18 protein-coding genes are annotated in these 16,245 nt (G+C 74.0%); 10 read left to right on the top strand and 8 right to left on the bottom strand.

The features are described from left to right. Positions 1–64 precede the first annotated feature (64 nt). Together K7I03_RS00585 and K7I03_RS00580 are read right to left on the bottom strand one after the other, a co-directional pair. Positions 65–424, bottom strand: coding sequence for a hypothetical protein (locus K7I03_RS00585; protein ID WP_185946080.1), 360 nt, complete (start codon positions 422–424; stop codon positions 65–67). 219 nt (positions 425–643) lie between these two features. Continuing rightward, complete coding sequence (locus K7I03_RS00580) at positions 644–1,555, bottom strand: LysR family transcriptional regulator (protein ID WP_185946081.1); 912 nt, start codon at positions 1,553–1,555, stop codon at positions 644–646. 101 nt (positions 1,556–1,656) lie between these two features. On the opposite strand from K7I03_RS00580, the gene K7I03_RS00575 reads away from it, so the two are divergent. Next, positions 1,657–1,923, top strand: coding sequence for a YciI family protein (locus tag K7I03_RS00575; RefSeq protein WP_185946082.1), 267 nt, complete (start codon positions 1,657–1,659; stop codon positions 1,921–1,923). 116 nt (positions 1,924–2,039) lie between these two features. Here K7I03_RS00575 and K7I03_RS00570 read toward each other — a convergent pair whose 3' ends face one another. Both K7I03_RS00570 and K7I03_RS00565 read right to left on the bottom strand, forming a co-directional pair. Further along, complete coding sequence (locus K7I03_RS00570) at positions 2,040–2,399, bottom strand: SH3 domain-containing protein (protein WP_185946083.1); 360 nt, start codon at positions 2,397–2,399, stop codon at positions 2,040–2,042. A gap of 135 nt (positions 2,400–2,534) precedes the next feature. Continuing rightward, positions 2,535–3,056, bottom strand: a complete 522-nt coding sequence (locus K7I03_RS00565; protein ID WP_185946084.1) for a hypothetical protein — start codon at positions 3,054–3,056, stop codon at positions 2,535–2,537. A 228-nt stretch (positions 3,057–3,284) separates the two neighbouring features. Here K7I03_RS00565 and K7I03_RS00560 point away from each other — a divergent pair, with 228 nt between their 5' ends. Beyond that, a complete protein-coding gene (locus K7I03_RS00560) occupies positions 3,285–3,809 on the top strand; it encodes an EF-hand domain-containing protein (RefSeq protein WP_313772179.1) in 525 nt (174 codons plus the stop codon). A gap of 21 nt (positions 3,810–3,830) precedes the next feature. Here K7I03_RS00560 and K7I03_RS00555 read toward each other — a convergent pair whose 3' ends face one another. Continuing rightward, positions 3,831–5,081 (bottom strand): FAD-binding protein, encoded by a 1,251-nt coding sequence (locus tag K7I03_RS00555; RefSeq protein ID WP_185946085.1) that lies wholly within the window; start codon positions 5,079–5,081, stop codon positions 3,831–3,833. Positions 5,082–5,214: 133 nt separating this feature from the next. Next, the gene (locus tag K7I03_RS00550) at positions 5,215–6,471 is read right to left on the bottom strand and encodes an FAD-binding oxidoreductase (RefSeq protein ID WP_185946086.1); all 1,257 of its coding nucleotides are present in this window, start codon (positions 6,469–6,471) and stop codon (positions 5,215–5,217) included. 505 nt (positions 6,472–6,976) lie between these two features. On the opposite strand from K7I03_RS00550, the gene K7I03_RS00545 reads away from it, so the two are divergent. Genes K7I03_RS00545 through K7I03_RS00525 form a run of 5 tightly spaced genes read left to right on the top strand, consistent with a single transcriptional unit; the run spans position 6,977 to position 11,827 of the window. Then, positions 6,977–7,708, top strand: a complete 732-nt coding sequence (locus K7I03_RS00545) for a methyltransferase domain-containing protein (RefSeq protein ID WP_224346793.1) — start codon at positions 6,977–6,979, stop codon at positions 7,706–7,708. Beyond that, positions 7,705–8,595 carry a 1,4-dihydroxy-2-naphthoate polyprenyltransferase gene (locus K7I03_RS00540; protein WP_224346792.1) on the top strand — a complete coding sequence of 297 codons (891 nt, stop codon included), beginning with the start codon at positions 7,705–7,707 and terminating at the stop codon, positions 8,593–8,595. The genes K7I03_RS00545 and K7I03_RS00540 overlap by 4 nt, the downstream gene beginning before the upstream one ends. Before the next feature lie 17 nt (positions 8,596–8,612). Beyond that, the gene (locus K7I03_RS00535; protein ID WP_185946088.1) at positions 8,613–10,160 is read left to right on the top strand and encodes a flavin-containing monooxygenase; all 1,548 of its coding nucleotides are present in this window, start codon (positions 8,613–8,615) and stop codon (positions 10,158–10,160) included. 50 nt (positions 10,161–10,210) lie between these two features. Continuing rightward, positions 10,211–10,633 carry a DUF2834 domain-containing protein gene (locus tag K7I03_RS00530; RefSeq protein WP_224346791.1) on the top strand — a complete coding sequence of 141 codons (423 nt, stop codon included), beginning with the start codon at positions 10,211–10,213 and terminating at the stop codon, positions 10,631–10,633. Between the two features lie 3 nt (positions 10,634–10,636). Then, a complete protein-coding gene (locus tag K7I03_RS00525) occupies positions 10,637–11,827 on the top strand; it encodes a 3-hydroxybenzoate 6-monooxygenase (RefSeq protein WP_185946090.1) in 1,191 nt (396 codons plus the stop codon). Positions 11,828–11,839: 12 nt separating this feature from the next. Here K7I03_RS00525 and K7I03_RS00520 read toward each other — a convergent pair whose 3' ends face one another. Then, on the bottom strand, positions 11,840–12,610 hold the full coding sequence (locus K7I03_RS00520; protein ID WP_185946091.1) for an FCD domain-containing protein: 771 nt from the start codon (positions 12,608–12,610) through the stop codon (positions 11,840–11,842). A 76-nt stretch (positions 12,611–12,686) separates the two neighbouring features. On the opposite strand from K7I03_RS00520, the gene K7I03_RS00515 reads away from it, so the two are divergent. The 3 genes from K7I03_RS00515 to K7I03_RS00505 all read left to right on the top strand — a co-directional run bounded on the left by K7I03_RS00515 (position 12,687) and on the right by K7I03_RS00505 (position 15,152). Further along, positions 12,687–13,205 carry a flavin reductase family protein gene (locus K7I03_RS00515; protein ID WP_224346790.1) on the top strand — a complete coding sequence of 173 codons (519 nt, stop codon included), beginning with the start codon at positions 12,687–12,689 and terminating at the stop codon, positions 13,203–13,205. A 19-nt stretch (positions 13,206–13,224) separates the two neighbouring features. Beyond that, a complete protein-coding gene (locus K7I03_RS00510; protein ID WP_185946092.1) occupies positions 13,225–14,451 on the top strand; it encodes an acyl-CoA dehydrogenase family protein in 1,227 nt (408 codons plus the stop codon). A 98-nt stretch (positions 14,452–14,549) separates the two neighbouring features. Beyond that, on the top strand, positions 14,550–15,152 hold the full coding sequence (locus K7I03_RS00505) for a flavodoxin family protein (protein WP_185946093.1): 603 nt from the start codon (positions 14,550–14,552) through the stop codon (positions 15,150–15,152). A 25-nt stretch (positions 15,153–15,177) separates the two neighbouring features. Here the strand turns inward: K7I03_RS00505 and K7I03_RS00500 are convergent, their stop codons facing one another. Next, on the bottom strand, positions 15,178–16,041 hold the full coding sequence (locus K7I03_RS00500) for a UbiA family prenyltransferase (RefSeq protein WP_224346789.1): 864 nt from the start codon (positions 16,039–16,041) through the stop codon (positions 15,178–15,180). Positions 16,042–16,245: the final 204 nt, after the last annotated feature.

Genomic DNA, 16,245 nt, shown 5'->3' with positions numbered 1-16,245 from the left:
CGTCCGCGGGGTTCCGGGGCCCGGACCCCGGGCGCGGAACCCCGCTCCCACGCGCCGCCGTCGCTCAACGGCGGTAGTACAGGTGCCAGTAGTAGTCGTAGTCGTCGTGGTGCCGCTTCTCCTTCTTGCAGCGGTAATCGTGCCATTTGTGCTGCTGCTTCCCCTTGTCGCCGGCCTTCTTGCACTCGTGCTCGCTGTCGTACCAGCCGTCCGGCTTCCAGGAGGACGACAGCTCCTCCGTGTTCGCTCCGCCGCTCGCCGCGTCGTCGCCCGACGCGCCGCCGGAGTCGCTGCCCGCCGCGCTGCTCGACGCGCTCGGCGAGTCGTCCGGCGGGGCGGCGAAGGCCGCTCCGGCCGTGCCGGCGAGCAGCAGCCCCGAGATGACCACCGCCGCCGGGGCGCGGAGGAAATTCCTCGACCTCACGGGATTCCCCTTCTTCTTCCGAACCTCGTTCCGGGTTCCTGACCCTCATGGTGGGCTCGGTCCGGGTACCCCAGGAAGCCGCCGCCGCAGGCGTGTTGGGGTGGGGTTTCCCTCGTGTACCGCGCGGGCGGGCGCGAGTCCCACGCGGCGTGAGGAGGGGGAGGCCGCCATGTGGCGGCCTCCGCTTCCGCCGCCCCCGCGCGCGCCGCCGCCCGGCGGTCACCCGTCGTGGCCGGACCGGGATCCGGTGTCCGGGCCGGCCACCGGCTCGGCCCACGGTGAGTTTGCCGCCGCGGCCAACAGCAGCCGCTCGCGCGGTGGTTCCGGGCCGACCGGGCGCCAGACGAGGTCCGGGTCGCCGAGGGAAGTGGCGCGCGTGCGCAGGGCGACCAGGCCGTGGTCGCCGATGAGGCGGTGCCGGAAGAGGGTGTGGCCGCCGTCCGCGTCGACCCGCGTCTCCGGCGTCCAGCCGCGCGCGCCCACGTGCGCGAGGACCTCCGCCGCGTAGCCCGGCGCCCGTGCGGACGGGAACCACAGCAGACGCCGGCCCGCCAGGTCGGACCAGGTCAGCTCCGGCCGCTCCGCCAGCGGGTGCCGGACGTGCAGCAGGACGCCGAGCGGTGCGTCGGCGAGCGTGCGCACGGCCAGGCCGGAGGTGTCGACGGGCGCGCGCAGGATGCCGAACGCCAGGGTGCCGTCGCGCAGCAGCTCGCCCTGCTGCCCGGAATCGGCCTGCCGGTAGGCGAGCCGCAGCGGCCGGCCGCGCGTCATGACCTCCTCCGCGGCGGCGATGACGGCCTGCGGCACGCCCCGGCACACCCCGACCGCCGCCGTCGTGTCCGGGACGGCGCGCGCGGCGGCGACGGCGGACCGCAGCTCGTCGAAGGCCCGTCCGGCGCCTTCCAGCAGCAGCCGCCCCGCGTCGGTCGGCACCATGCCGTGCGGCAGCCGCCGGAACAGCGGCGTGCCGACGCGGCGTTCCAGCCGCCGGATCTGCTGGCTGAGGCTGGGCTGCGCGATCCGCAGCCGCCGGGCCGCCTCCGTGACGGTCCCGGCCTCGGCCACCGCGGCGAAGTACCGCAGATGCCGCAGCTCGATCCCCGCCAGCTCGCCCTCGTCCGGTCCCTCCACCCCGACACCCCTCCTGAACAGGCGTTATAGGTCTCATCCTATGCCCCACCCCGGGCGATCGGTCTTGGCGCGGGGCGGGGGCGGTGGCGCTTACTGGAGGCATGTACGTGATCGTGTTCCGTTACCGCGCCCCGCTGGAGAGGATCGACGAACTGAAGGAGGCCCACTACACGAACCCCGACGGCGTCTTCGCCAAGGGCCTGGCCCGGCTGGCCGGCCCGCTGGAGCCGCGCACCGGCGGGCTGGTCCTGGCCGACGGCGAACGGTCCGAGATCGAGGCCGCCGTGGCCACCGACCCGTTCGTCACCAGTGGCGCCGCCACCGCCGAGATCCTCCGCTTCCGGCCCGTGTGGACGGCGGAGGACTGACGGACGAGGGGGAGGAGTGGCGGACGAGGGGGAGGGATGACGGACGAGGGGGCCCGGCGAGCGTTCGCCGGGCCCCCTCGTTCACCGCCGTCCCCGCGCGGGGCGGAGCGGCCGGGTCAGCGGCCGCAGAACGGCGGGATGATGTTCTTGTGCGCCACCCAGCCGCGGGTGCCCTTGGCCAGGCCGCCCTTGCTCTTGGACTTCAGCTGGATGTAGTCCCAGCCGCCGGACTTGCGCAGGATCCGGATCGGGTCCCCGAAGTAGAGCTGGCCCTTGACCGCCCCCGACGTGCTCGCCTTGCTGCGCAGGCGGGTGCCGTCGGTGTAGATCATGGCGTTGTCCTCGTGGCACTCCTTGGCCGCCACGGTGGCGGCGTGCGGAGCGGCGGCCGGGGTGGCGGCCTGGGCCGGGACGGCCAGGGCGCCGGCGGTGCCGATCAGGGCGGCCGTGGTGAGTGCGAGGGATATACGACGCACGGATCCTCCGGAAGTGGTACTCGTTCGATGCGGCGGACGCCGCGCGAACACCCTAAGAGACGAGAGGGTCCGTTCCGCTTACGATCTTGTCACGTCCCTGCCACAAGTCGAACGCCGCGCGGCGGCGGGCCGCGGCTAGGGCAGGATCTCCAGCTGGACCGAGCTCCTCGTGCCCCGGAGCCCGGTGGCGAGGCAGTCCGTGGGAAGTTGGGCGGACGTCGCGGTCACCGTGCGGCGGACCGGGTGGCCCTCGCCGCGGCCCTCCACCACCCGGCCAGACTGCTCCGAGGTCAGGGCGCCCGCGGCGCGGACGACCGTGGCGCTGTCGATGACGATCCGTGAACGCGCGCCGTCGGCGTAGCGGACCGTCTCGGTGCCGCTCGCGAAGGTGACGGAGAGGCAGGACGCCGAGGGCGAGGACGAGGTGAAGGAGCCCGTGGCGGGGATGGTGCGGCCGGGGGCGGTGGTGCAGTGGTAGCGGACTTCCGCCAGGTTCCGCGTCGGCTGGGGCTGGAGGGTGAGCGGTGGGACATAGCGGCTGGTGGCGTCGCCGGTACAGGTGACGGACCCGCCGTCGGCCGCCTCGCCGGCCCGGCCGGCCGGCGCCACCACGCATGAGGAGACCACCAGCACCAGAGATCCCAGTGCGACCGCCACACCCCGCCCACCGAACACGCGTCCTCCCGAGAGTCCTGTTCCGCTCCAGGTGCTGCACCTACCCGCGGCCGCACCCCCCGCCACCGGCGCCCCGGTGCGCGGCACCGCGCCCGTCCGTCCCGCCGCGCCGCCGCGCGCGCCCCTCCTTCCGGCGGACGCTTGGCGCCCGGGCCGCGTCGGGTAGGAAGTGCCGGAAGAACGACCGGTGTTCGGCAGGAGGAGACCTCTGTGACGCGTACGACGACGACCCTCAGCACCGCCGCGAAGGCCGCGCGGGAGCGCGTGTTCGCCATGATGGACGCCGACGGCGACCGGGTCATCACGCGGCAGGACTACCTCTCCCGCATCGACCGGACCGTGCGTGCCACGGGACGTACGGAGGACGACCCGCTCGTCGTCGCCGCCCGCGCGGAGGGCGCCCGGGCGTGGGGCGCGATGGACGCCGACGGCGATGGACGGCTGACGTTCGAGGAGTACGCCGCGTGGGTGGACGCCGAGAAGTTCGACACCGTCTGCCGGTTCGCCCTCGGGGCGCTCTTCGACCTCGCCGACGCGGACGCGGACGGCGCTCTGGACGCGGGGGAGTTCACGGCCCTGCGCACCGCGCTGAACAACCGCTCCGAGAACGCCGCCGCCGCGTTCGAGGCGCTGGACACCGACCGCGACGGCCGCGTCTCCCGAGCGGCGTACCTGGCCGCGATCCGCGCCTACGTGGTCGGCGAGAGTTCCCCGATGGGCGAGGTTCTGTACTAGGAGCCGGGACGGTCCGACGGCCTACGGCCGGACGCCGCCGAACGCCCGCCGGTTGAAGTGGGTCAGGGCGTGCCGGTCGCGGAGCTCCGCGAGCCGCCGCAGGGCCGGGGCGCCGTAGAAGGCGTGGAGGAGGTCCGCGTCGAAGGCGTGGGCGCCGTAGAGGTACGGCCGCCCGCCCGCGCTCGCGCAGGTCTCCAGGAGCCGCCGCTGGACCCGTCGCGTCCCGGAGACCGCGCGGTCGTCGGACCGGGGCGCCGACGCGAAGACGCCGACCCCGTAGTGGACGGGCGTGTCCAGCACCGGGGCGAAGACGAACGGCGTGGCCGGCCGGGGGCGTTCGATCACCAGGAAGTAGAGGCTGATCAGGGTCTCGGTCAGCGGGTACGCGTCCAGCAGCTCTTCCAGCGCCGCCGCGAACACGTGGAGGCCCGCCTCGTCGAGGACGTAGTCCGCCCACAGGTTGGCGTGGACGTCGCCGTGGAGCAGCGGGGAGAGGTGCCGGCCGACCTCCCGGTGCAGCAGCACGGGGTAGTCGGGTACGGGCTGTTCCCCGGGCCGGGGGGCGGCGTCGGCCGCCCAGGACACCTGTGAGTACCAGTCGCTCCGGTCGTACATGCCGAAGTAGCCGGAGACGCCCGGCTCCCGGGCGATGTCCGGCATGAAGGCCACGAGGTCGGCGAGACCGCTGTGCGCGACCCGGGAGACACGGCTGGTGGCCCGGTACGGGACGGTGCGCAGCACCGCCTTCCGGAGGAAGCCCACCTGGCCCAGCCCGCCGAGCGCGTACCGGAACAGCTCGGCGTTCCCGCCGGCGGAGCAGCGCAGCGCGCGCCCGGTCCCGTCGACGAGCTCGATCTCCCGCACCTGGTCGATCTGCAGGCCGGAGCGGACCGACCCGAGGCCGAAACCGCCGATCGACAGCGTGCCCCCCACCGTGAGGTCGAGGAAGCTGGGCAGCACCGGGTTGGCGCGGCCGTGCCCGTTCAGCCAGGTCTCCAGCTCGTACCAGGTGATGCCGCTCGGGACCTCGACCAGATCCTCCGTGCCCGTGAACCGGGGGGCGGCGTCGCCGCCGAGGGTGTGCAGGACGGTTCCCCGGGTGAGCGTCTGCGTGTTGCACGACCGGCCCGCGCCGCGTACGGCCATGTCCCGGCCGGAGGCGGCGGCCCGCCGCAGGAGGTCCTCGGCGGTGCCGTCCGGACCCTCCCGGACGACCTCGGCGGGTGGAATGAAGTGGGAGCGCCCGAAGTCGCTGCCGAATTCCCGTGTCACAGCCACACCTTCCTTGTCGCATGGGGCCAGGCCGGATGGGCCACGGCGGATGGAGCCGTGCCGCATGAGGTCACGGCGGATGGGGTTACGCCGGATGGAGTCAGGCCGCATGGGGTCACGGCGTCGTACGGGGTCACGGCCGGAATCCGCCGAACGCCCGCCTGTTGAAGTGCGTCAGCGAGAGCCGCCCGCGCAACTCCTCCAGGCGCCGCAGCGCCGGGGCGCCGTAGAAGCGTTCCAGCAGTTCCGCGTCGAAGTCGTGGGTTCCGTAGAGGTACGGCCGGCCCCCGGCGTCCGCGCAGGCTTCGAGCAGCTCCCGCAGGACCCGCCGCGTTCCGGATATCGCGCGGGAATCCGACCGGTCGGCCGCCGTGAAGATGCCGATCAGATACTGGACGGGCGCGTCCACCACGGGCGCGAGGACGAAGCGGGTGGCCGCCGGGGGCCGCCGGATCACCAGGAAGTAGAGGGCGACCAGGGTGTCGGACAGCGGATACTCATGGGTCAGTTCCTCCACCCGCGCACAGAATCCGGGGAATCCCGACGGGGCGAGGATGTGGTCCACCCACAGGTTGGCGTAGGTGTCCTCCTCCAGCAGATGGTGGAGTTTCTTCGTGGTTTCGCCGTGGCTGTACAGCATGTAGTCGGGAACCGGCTGTGTTTCCGCCGGTCCGGCGGGATCGGGGATGTCGGCGTCATAGGACACGTACGAGTACCAGTCGGTCCTGTCGTACATGCCGAAGTAACTGGCCACCGCGGGATCCTGTGCGCCGTTCCGCATGAAGTCCACGAGATCGGCGAGGCCGGTGTGCGGAATCCGGGCCGCACGGGTGACGGGCCGGTACGGAACGGTCCGCAGCACCACCTCGCTGATGAAGCCGACCTGGCCCAGCCCGCCGAGGGCGAAGCGGAACAGTTCGCCGTTCTCCCGCTCGGAGCACCGCCGGGCGCGCCCGGTTCCGTCGATGAGCTCGATCTCCCGCACCTGGTCGCTCTGGATGCCGGAGCGGACGGACGCGAGGCCGAAGCCGCCGACCGACAGGTTGCCGCCCACCGTGATGTCGAGGTAGCTGGGGAGCACGGGGTTGGAACGGCCGTGCCGGTTCAGCCATTTCTCCAGTTCCAGCCAGGTGATGCCGCTCGGGACGGCGACGGAGTGGTCGTCCCCGGTGAACCGCGGCAGGGCGTCGGGGCGGTAGTTGTCGAGGACGGTCCCGGGGGAGAGCGTCTGGGTGTTGCACGAGCGGCCGGCCCCGCGGACGGCCGTCTCGCGGCCCGTCGCCCCCGCCTGCCGCATGAGGTGCCCGATCGTCCCGTCCTCGCCCTCCCTGACCACCCGCTCGGGAGGGACGGCGGAGGTCCGCCCGAAATCCCGGCTGAATTCACGCACTTCGGTCTCACCTTTCTCGCGGGGAAATCCTTCTCAAAAAATCGTGATGCGGCAGTGAAAGGGGTGGCGCGTCGTGCCGGTGGGGATACGGGTGTTGCCTGGAGGTGAGTTGACGGATGTGCCCGTCACCGTAGACCACGGACCGGATCGCGCGCAGCAGGGGGTGGAGCGGTGAACCGGCCACCTGATCCAAAAGTAGCGTGTATACACCAAGTAATTTGCCCGGGCGATTTCCGCCAGCCCGCCGGGGGTTTGCCGGCGGGTCCTGGCAATCTCCTGTCAGTTTCCGTTTCCTTTGTTGTGCCGCGGGGTCCCCCTGCCTAAGGTGGTCCGACATTCCCCGTGCCGCGGCCCGGCGGAGGTCTTCCGCGGCTGGTGCGGCACGGGTGACTTCCACGATTCCGACACCGGACCCACCCCTCTCGTGTGGCGAGCCGGGGCCGCCCGCATGCGTGCCCGCCGGCCAGGCCGTCGCCCCAAGGGTGGAAGAAGGGGGCAGACCGAATTGCGTACACACAACGGCGGGATACCGGGGATCAGGAAGGACTTCATCTCCGACTACGACGGGCTGGCCGGCCAGTGGTGGGACCCCCGGGGATCGCTCGCCCCGCTGGGCTGGATCGCCCGCGCCCGCGCCGGCTTCGTCCCCGACGCCCGGCGCGAGGGGGCCCGGCTGCTCGACATCGCCTGCGGCGGTGGCCTGTTCGGCCCGCACGCGGTCGCCAAGGGCTACCGCGCGGTCGGCGTCGACCTGTCCGAGCTGTCGCTCCGTGAGGCCCGCCGGCACGGCTACGCCGACGTCGTCCGGGCCGACGCCGCCGATCTGCCGTTCGACGACGGGCACTTCGACGTCGTCACCGCCGGCCAGTGCCTCGAACACGTCCCGGACCCCTTCGCGGTGGTGGCGGAGGCGTGCCGGGTGCTGCGCCCCGGCGGCACCCTCGTCGTCGACACCATCGCCGACACCCGGACGGCCCGCTTCGCCTCGATCACGCTCGCCGAGAACGTCCCGATCCCCGGCCACCCGCCGCGCGGCACCCACGACCACCGCCTCTTCGTCAACCGCCGGCGGCTGGTACGCGTCGCCCGGCTGCACGGTGTGGAGCTGACGCTGCACGGACTGCGCCCGCGCCTGCGCGACATGGCCCGCTACGCGGCCGGACGGCTCGACGCGGTGCGCATCGTGCGCACCCGGTCCACCTCGGTCCTCTACCTGGGCGCGGGAACCAAGAAGTGACTCTGCCACAGCACCTCCCGACCGGCGCCGTCCACAACTGGGTGATCGGCGCCCGGCTCAAGACCCTGCCCGTCAGCTACGCGCCGCTGGCGGTCGGCACCGCGATCGCCCACGCGTCCGGGCCCCTCGACCCGTCCCGCACCGCCCTGACGGTGGTCCTCGTGCTCGGCTTCGTCCTGGGCACCAACTTCTTCAACGACTACAGCGACGGCATCCGGGGCGTGGACGACCACCGGGCCGGACCCACCCGCGTCGTCGGCTCGGGCCGGGCCACGCCCCGGCAGGTCTTCCGGCACGGCGCGATCCTTTACGCCATCGGCGCCCTGGCCGGCCTGTACCTCGCCGTGACGGTCTCCTGGTGGCTGCTCGCCGTCACCGTGTTCATCGCCCTCGGCGGCTGGTTCTACACCGGCGGCCCCCGCCCGTACGGCTACCACGGCCTCGGCGAGATCAGCATCTTCGTTTACCACGGCGTCGTCTTCGTCTGCACTCCCGTCTACGTCCAGACCGGCGGCCTGCCCTGGGAGGCCCTGGCCGGTTCCGTACCCGTCGGCCTGCTCTCCTGCGCGCTGCTGACCACCAACAACCTGCGCGACATCCCGACCGACGCCGCCACCGGCAAGATCACCCTCGCGGTGCGGCTGGGCGCCGCGCGGACGCGTGCCTTCTACGTCGGCTGCGTCGCCGGCGCCTTCGCCACCGCCCTGGCGCCGGCCCTCGCCCACCCCTGGGCGCTGCTCGTCCTCGGCGCCGTCCCGTTCGCCGTCGTCCCGGTGCGCACGGTGCTGAGCGGGGCGGGCGGCCGGGCGCTGATCCCGGCGCTGGAACACACCTGCCTGCTGCTGCTGGCGTTCGGCACCCTGCAGGCGATCGGCCTGGCCCTGTGACACCGAGGAGCGGAGCGATGCACCCCGACCACGACACCCCCGACGACCGCACGGGCACGCCCCCCGACGACCGCACGGACACGACCCCCGACCACGAAGTCCTCGTCATCGGCGCCGGGTTCTCCGGCATAGGCACCGCCATCGGTCTCCGCAGGGCCGGCATCGACGACTTCCTGCTCCTGGAGGAGCGGGACGACGTCGGAGGCAGCTGGCACGCCAACAACTACCCCGGCATCTCCGTCGACATCTCGGCGTTCTCCTACTCCTTCGCCTCCGACCCCTACCCGTCGTGGTCCCGGGTGTTCCCGCCGGGGGAGGAGCTGAAGGCGTACGCCGACCACTGCGTCGACACCTACGGCCTCCGGCCGCGCATCCGCTGCCACTCCCGGGTCGTCCGCGCCGAGTACCATGAAACCGCGCACTTCTGGCGGGTGTTCCTGGCCGACGGCACCTCCCTGGCGGCGCGTTTCGTCGTCTGCGCCACCGGCTGGCTCACCAAGCCCAAGACGCCGGACCTCCCCGGCCTGGACCGCTTCAAGGGCGACGTGGTGCACACCGCCGAGTGGGATCCCGGCCTCGCGGTGGACGGCCGGCGCGTGGGCGTCATCGGCACCGGCGCGTCGGGTGTGCAGGTGGTGCCCGAGATCGCGCCCCGCGTGGAGCGGCTGCACGTCTACCAGCGCACGCCCATCTGGCTGCTGCCCAAGCCCGACGTCGCGATCCCCGAGGCCCTCCGCCGCACCTTCGCGAAGGTCCCCGCCACCCAGCGGGCGCTCCGGCTGCTCACGGACGCGGCGACGGAGGTCGGCTTCGTCATCGCCATGGTCCACTACCGCCGCTTCCCGTTCCTCGTCCGGGCCGGCGAGGCCGCCTGCCGCCTCTACCTGCGGCACCAGGTGAAGGGCGACCGCGAGCTGATGCGCAAGCTCACCCCGTCCTACCGGCTGGGCTGCAAACGCCCCTCCCTGGCCAAGGGCTACTGGCGCGCGTTCACCCGGGAGAACGTCGAGCTCGTCACCGAGCCCATAGCCGAGATCACCGAGACCGGGATCCGCACGGCGGACGGCCAGGAGCGGACGCTCGACCTCCTGGTCCTCGCCACGGGCTTCCACGTGCTCGACAACCTGCCGCCGTTCCCGCTGCACGGCCAGGGCGGCCGCGACCTCGGCGAGTTCTGGCGCACCGAGCGCTTCCAGTCGTACGAGGGGACGTCCGTCAAGGGGTACCCCAACCTGTGGTTCATCGTCGGCCCCTACTCCTTCACCGGCGGATCCTGGTTCGGAATGATCGACTACCAGGTGACCCACGCCCTCCGTGTCATCCGGGAGGCCCGCCGGCTGGGCGCCACCCAGGCGGTCGTCCGCGCCGACCGGCACGACCGCTCCTTCCGGAGGACGCTGCGCCGGCAGCGGAACACCGTGTTCCTCGACGCCAGCTGCCGGGGCACGCACACCTACTACCTCGACGAACGCGGGGACGCGCCGGCCGTCCGCCCGGCCTCCACCTACGAAGCGGCCTGGCGGGCCCGCCACTTCGACCTGGACGACTACCGGTACGAACGATGACCCCGCGGCCCGCCGACCGCTCCACCACCAGCGCCGGGAGGAACAAGGCGATGCGTTTGCGCGAGGTACAGGGGCGGGACCGCGCCCTGTGCGTGCTGTACGGGACGACGGCCCTCGTCGGCTGCTGCGTCATGGGCGCGATGGCCGTCGCCTTCGTCGTCGGCCACGCGGACTCCGGACCCACCGGGGTCGTCACCGACTTCCTGGGGGACGCCACCGCCAACCTGGCGTCCCGGTTCGTCTACGCCGACCTGGTCCTCACCTGGGCGGCCCTCGGCGCCTACATGATCGTCGAGGGGCGGCGGTTCGGCATCCGGCACATCTGGGCGTACATCGTCGGCGCCCCGCTCCTCGCCCTGATCGCCAGCTACGGCCTGTTCATGCTCGTACGCCAGCTGAGGATCGCGGACGCGGGCGGCGGGGACGACGGCGAGCGCCCCGGCCCCGTGCGGGAGACGGCGGAGAAGCGGTAGACCATGGCACACGCAGTCGTATCCGGCGGTGGCATCGGCGGTCTCGCGACCGCGGTCTCCCTGGCCCGCCGGGGCCACCGCGTGACCGTCCTGGAGCGTGCGGCGGCGTTCGCCGAGATCGGCGCCGGGATCCAGCTCGGCCCGAACGCGTTCCACGCCCTCGGGCTGCTGGGCGTGGGCGAAACCGTGCGCGAGCGCGCGGTGTTCGTCGACGCGCTCCGGCTGATGGACGGCGTCACGGGCGAGGCGCTCGCCGCCCTGCCCCTCACCGGCCGGTACCGGGCGCGGTTCGGGAACCCGTACGCCGTGGTCCAGCGTGTCGACCTCTACGAACCGCTGCTCTCCGCGTGCCGCGCGGCCGGCGGCGTCGAGCTGGTGGCCGGTGCCGAGGTCTGGACGTACACGCAGGACGCGGCGGGCGTCACGGTGACGACGGCGGACGGCCGGACGTTCACCGGGGACCTGCTCGTCGGCGCCGACGGCATCCGCTCGGCCGTCCGTGCCCGGCTGGTGGGCGACGGCCCGCCCCGGGTCTCCGGCCACACCATCTACCGCTCGGTCATCCCGGTCGAGCGGGTGCCGGACGACCTGCGGTGGAACGCCGTGACGCTGTGGGCCGGGCCGAAGTGGCACTTCGTCCACTACGTCATCGGCAACGGCCGCTTCCTCAACCTCGCCGCGACCCTGGACGACGGCGCCCGGGAGCCGGTCGCCGGCCGCCGCGCGCCCCGGGAGCTCGTCCTGCGCCGCTTCCGGGAGCTGGGGCACACCCCCCGGCGGCTCCTCGAACTCGGCGCGGACTGGCGCGAATGGGTCCTCTGCGACCGCGACCCGGTGGACGTCTGGACCGACGGCCGGGTGACGCTGATGGGCGACGCCGCCCACGCCATGCTCCAGTACGCCGCCCAGGGCGCGTGCCAGGCCCTGGAGGACGCGGTGGTCCTGGGCGAGGTGCTCGCGGACGCCGCCGACGACGTGCCGGGCCGCCTGGCCCGGTACAACGCCGAACGCCGCGAACGGACCGCGCGCATCCAGCTCCTGGCCCGGCGGATGGGCGAGGAGCTCTACCACCCGGCCGGCGAGGAGGCCCTGGCCCGCAACACGATGCTGCGGTCGCTCGGCGAGGACGACCTGTACGCGCGGGTGACCTGGCTGCACGGCGCCCGCGACTTCACCCTGCCGCGGGCCGGCTGAGCACGCCGGGCCTCAGCCTTCCCCGTCCCGGCCCTCGCCGTCACCGCCGCCGGCCAGGCGCAGGGCCAGGGCGCGGTCGCGGGCGTCGAGGGCGTCGACGAGGGCGGTCCGGCGGTCGAGGCGGGCGCGCAGGGACCCGGAGTCGGCGGCGGCGTCGGCGCGTTCGGCGAGCGGCAGCAGGCCCTCGTACAGCGAACGCAGCAGCGCGCCCGGGGCGAGCGCGGCGAGGCTGGAGCGCAGCCGCCGGTCGGCCTGGGCGAAGGCGGCCGGGTCGGCTGCGCCGGCCGCCTCGGCCAGCGGTGCCAGGAGGCGCCGCAGCCCGGCGACGTCGGCGGGGGAGGCGTGCCACAGGGCGTCCGAGACGAGCAGCGGGTCGAGGGCGTCGCGAACGCGCACGGCCTCGTCGGGCCGCTGCCCGTCCAGGGCCTCGGTCCAGGCGTCCCGCCGGGGCCCGGCCGGGGGCGGCTGGGCGGCGAAGAGCCCGCCGCCGGGCCCCGGCCGCACGGTGACCAGGCCGCGGGTCTGCAGCAGGCGCAGCGCCTCGTTGAAGGTGCCGACGGAGACCCCGCACTCGGCGCGCAGCTCCTCCTTGGTGCCCAGCCGGGCGCCCGGCCGGCTGCGGGCGACGCGGTCGGCGACGCGGTCGGCGGCCGTCTCGGCGCGGGAGGGGGCGGACGCGCGCTCCCAGTCGGCGCGGCACAGGGCCGGGAGGTCGGCGCCGTCCCGCGCGTGGCGCTCGGCGTGCCCGCCCTGCCCGTCCGTGCGGTGGTCGGTGGTTCCCACGTGTCTCCTCGGCGCCGGCTGAAATGATTATGGTGAATAGCCTCGCACCTCTTGACGCCTTTCGTAAACCGCATGCATGATCACCATAATCATCATGATGGTTTCGGGAGGGTTGATGGGAGAGCAGGACTTCCGTGACGCGATGGCCGGTGTCTGCGCGCCGGTGACGATCGTGACGGCCGCCGAGCACGGCACCCCCTACGGGGTCACGGTGAGCGCCTTCGCCTCCCTGTCCCTCCGTCCCGCGATGGTGTCGGTGGCGCTGAACCGGTCCTCCGACGTGCTCCGGCGCATCCTCGCGACCGGACGGTTCGGGGTGAACGTCCTGGGCAGCGACCAGGACGAACCGGCCAGGACCTTCGCCCGCCGGCTGCCCGACCGCTTCGCCGCGTCCGGCGCTCCCTGGACCTACGACCACGGCCTGCCGCGGCTCACCGACGCGCCCGGCTGGCTCGTCTGCGGGCTCCGCTCCGCGGTCGAGGGCGGCGACCACCTGCTGCTCCTCGGCGACGTCACCCACGTCCGCACGTCCCGGGCCGCGCCCCTCGTCTACGGCCACCGCACCTTCGGCACCCACTCCGCGTTCGCGCGCTGAACCCAGCCAGGAGACCCCTATGACCACCACGCCTTCCCGGTCCGTACCGCCCGCAGTCCCCGCCGCCTCCGTCACGCCGACCGGCGCCGAACTCGTCGAGCGGGCGGAGGCGCTGCGGCCCCTGCTGCGGGAGCACGCCCCCCGGATCGACGCGGACCGGCGGCTGACCGACGAAGTGGTCGACGAGCTCACCCGCGCCGGGCTGTTCCGGCTGACCGTGCCGCGGCGCTTCGGCGGACACGAGACCGACGTCCGCACCCTGCTCGACGTGACGGCCGCGCTGGCCGAGGGTGACGGCTCCACGGGCTGGGTGGTCGCCGTCGTCAACACCTGCAACTGGCTCGCCTCCCTCTTCCCCGAGCAGGCGCAGGAGGACGTCTTCGGCGCCGACCCCGACGCCCGGGTCACCGGCGTCTTCAGCCCCACCGCCACCAGCACCAGGGCCGAGGGCGGCTGGCGGGTCTCCGGCCGCTGGTACTACAACTCCGGCGCCCCGCACTCCACCTGGGCCGTCGTCGGCATCCCGCTCACCGACGCGGAGGGGACCGTCACCGACCAGGCGATGGCCCTGATACCGCGGCCCGAACTGCGCTTCGAGGACACCTGGTTCGTCGCCGGGATGCGCGGCACCGCCAGCAACTGCCTGATCGCCGAGGACGTGTTCGTCCCCGAGCACCGGGTGATGTCCGTACCGGGCGCCATCGAGGGCGACGTCCCCGCCGACCATGGGCCGACCGGCCTCTACCGCATCGCGTTCGCCCCCTTCCTGGCCATCGGCCTCGCCGGCCCCCAGCTCGGCCTCGCCCGGGCCGCGCTGAAGCTGGTCACCGAGAAGGCCGTGACCAAGCCGATCGCGTACACCTACTACGGGACCCAGGCCGAGTCGGTCGGCGTGCAGATGCAGGTCGCCGAGGCCGCCCTGCGGATCGACACCGCCGAGCTCCACGTCCACCGGGCCGTCGCCGACCTCGACACCGCCGCGGCCCGGGGCGTGACCCTCGACGACCTGACCAGGGCCCGGGTGCGCGCCGACGCCGGGCACGCCATCGAGAACCTGCTCTCCGCCGTCAACACGCTGCTCGACGTCCACGGCGCCGGCTCCTTCGCCGACGCCAACGCGATGCAGCGGATCTGGCGCGACCTGAGCGTGGCCGGCCGGCACGCGGCCTCCACCCCGGCGGTGGGCAGGGAGATCTACGGCAAGCTGCTGCTCGGCGTCGAGGAGCGGATCACCCCGTTCGTCTGATCCCGTCCCGGATCCCCGCCGGTGGCCGGAGCGCCGCGCGTACGCCACGCGGGTCAACGCGCCGTGCCCGCGCGCCGTTCCGGGGAAGCCGTGACGAGGTGAGAGCACTCGTCGTCAACTGCACCCTCAAGAAATCCCCCGAGCCGTCCAACACCGAGGCGCTGGCCCAGGTCGTCGCCGGCCGGCTCACCGAACTCGGTGTCCGGGTCGACCACGTCCGCGCGGTGGACCTCGACATCCGGCCGGGCGTCACCTCCGACATGGGCGACGGCGACGCCTGGCCCGCCGTCCGGGAGAAGATCCTCGCCGCCGAGATCCTCGTCATGGCCTCCCCGACCTGGCTCGGCCGGCCCTCGTCCGTCGCCCAGCGGGTCCTCGAACGCATGGACGCCATGCTGAGCGAGACCGACGACGAGGGCCGCCCGGTGGCGTACAACCGCGTCGCCGGTGTCGTCGTCACCGGCAACGAGGACGGCGCCCACCACGTCATCAGCGAGATCGCCGGCGCCCTCGGCGACATCGGGTACACCGTCCCGGGGCAGTCCTGGACGTACTGGCACCTGGGCCCCGGGCCGGGGCCGGACTACCTGGACGAGTCCCAGGGGCACGAGTGGTCGCACAAGACCGCGCGCGCCATGGCCGCCAACCTCCAGGGCGTCGCCGCGGCGCTGGCCGCCCGGCCGCTGGGCGCGCCGGGCTGAGCCGGGCCTCGCGCGGACACGCCCGTCAGCCCGTCACCCCTCCCTCGGCGAACAGCAGCGCCACGTCCGCCCCCGCCACCAGCACCGCCGCCGCGAACGGCGCGCCCGGGCGGCGGGCGGCGAGCGCGGACCCGGCGAGGGCGGTCACCGCCGCCCCGGCCAGGGCGGCCGCGCCCGTGAGCGAGGGCGGGCCCGGCGGGCCGAGGGCCAGGACGGCGGTGGCGGCCACGAGGACGGCCGGCAGGATCCGCCGCACGGCGGCCGCGCCCAGCCGGTGCGGCAGCCCGCGCACCCCGGTCGCCAGGTCGCCCTCGATGTCCGGGAGCGTGTCGGCCAGATGGGCGCCCGTCCCCAGCAGTGCCGCCGCCAGGACGGTCCACCAGGCGGGACACGGCCGCCCGGGCAGACCGAGGGCGACGAACGCGGGCAGGGAGGCGAAGCCCAGGGCGTACGGCAGCCAGGACCAGACCGTCGCCTTCCACCGGAGGTCGTACGCCCACGCCGCCGCCACCCCGGCCAGGTGCACGGCTCCGGCGAGCGGGCCGACGGCCAGCGACAGCGGCACGCACAGCGCGAGCGCGGTCCCCGCCGCCGTCCACACCGTGCGGGGGAGGACCGCGCCCGCCGCGACGGGCTTGCCGCGGCGGCCCATGGCGGCGTCCCGGGCGGCGTCGAACGCGTCGTTGCACCAGCCGACGGACAGCTGACCGGTCAGCACCGCGCCCGCCACCAGGGCGGATCCGCCCGGGGAGTACCCGGCGGCCACGGCCAGCGCCGTCATCAGCACCGTGACCGCCGCCGTCGGGCCCGGGTGGCAGGACGCCGCCAGGGCCGCCGCCTGACCGCTCCGGCGCGCCCGGTCCGGGTCCCACGCGTCCGTCGAGTCCACCCCGCGATCGTAGGGCGGGCCGCCCGGCCGGGCGGCGGTCCCGCACTCGTCCGGACGGGCGGTCCGCGCCGCCGGAAGCACACCGGAGGAGGCGCCGGGGAACACACGGGGAAGCGGACGAACGGGCGTTCCCGGGCGCCCGGCTCCCCTCCGCTCGCGACACCCGTGACACCCCCGAGACCCCCGTGACACCCCGAGACCCTT

It is taken from the genome of Streptomyces mobaraensis, assembly GCF_020099395.1.
Classification (GTDB): domain Bacteria; phylum Actinomycetota; class Actinomycetes; order Streptomycetales; family Streptomycetaceae; genus Streptomyces.
This window is presented reverse-complemented; position numbering and strand designations above follow the sequence as displayed.

Bases quoted from the DNA above. Each gene is read 5' to 3' on its own strand.
- K7I03_RS00575 (WP_185946082.1), top strand. From the start codon at position 1,657: ATGTACGTGATCGTGTTCCGTTACCGCGCCCCGCTGGAGAGGATCGAC.
- K7I03_RS00535 (WP_185946088.1), top strand. From the start codon at position 8,613: ATGCACCCCGACCACGACACCCCCGACGACCGCACGGGCACGCCCCCC.
- K7I03_RS00530 (WP_224346791.1), top strand. From the start codon at position 10,211: ATGCGTTTGCGCGAGGTACAGGGGCGGGACCGCGCCCTGTGCGTGCTG.
- K7I03_RS00525 (WP_185946090.1), top strand. From the start codon at position 10,637: ATGGCACACGCAGTCGTATCCGGCGGTGGCATCGGCGGTCTCGCGACC.
- K7I03_RS00515 (WP_224346790.1), top strand. From the start codon at position 12,687: ATGATCACCATAATCATCATGATGGTTTCGGGAGGGTTGATGGGAGAG.
- K7I03_RS00510 (WP_185946092.1), top strand. From the start codon at position 13,225: ATGACCACCACGCCTTCCCGGTCCGTACCGCCCGCAGTCCCCGCCGCC.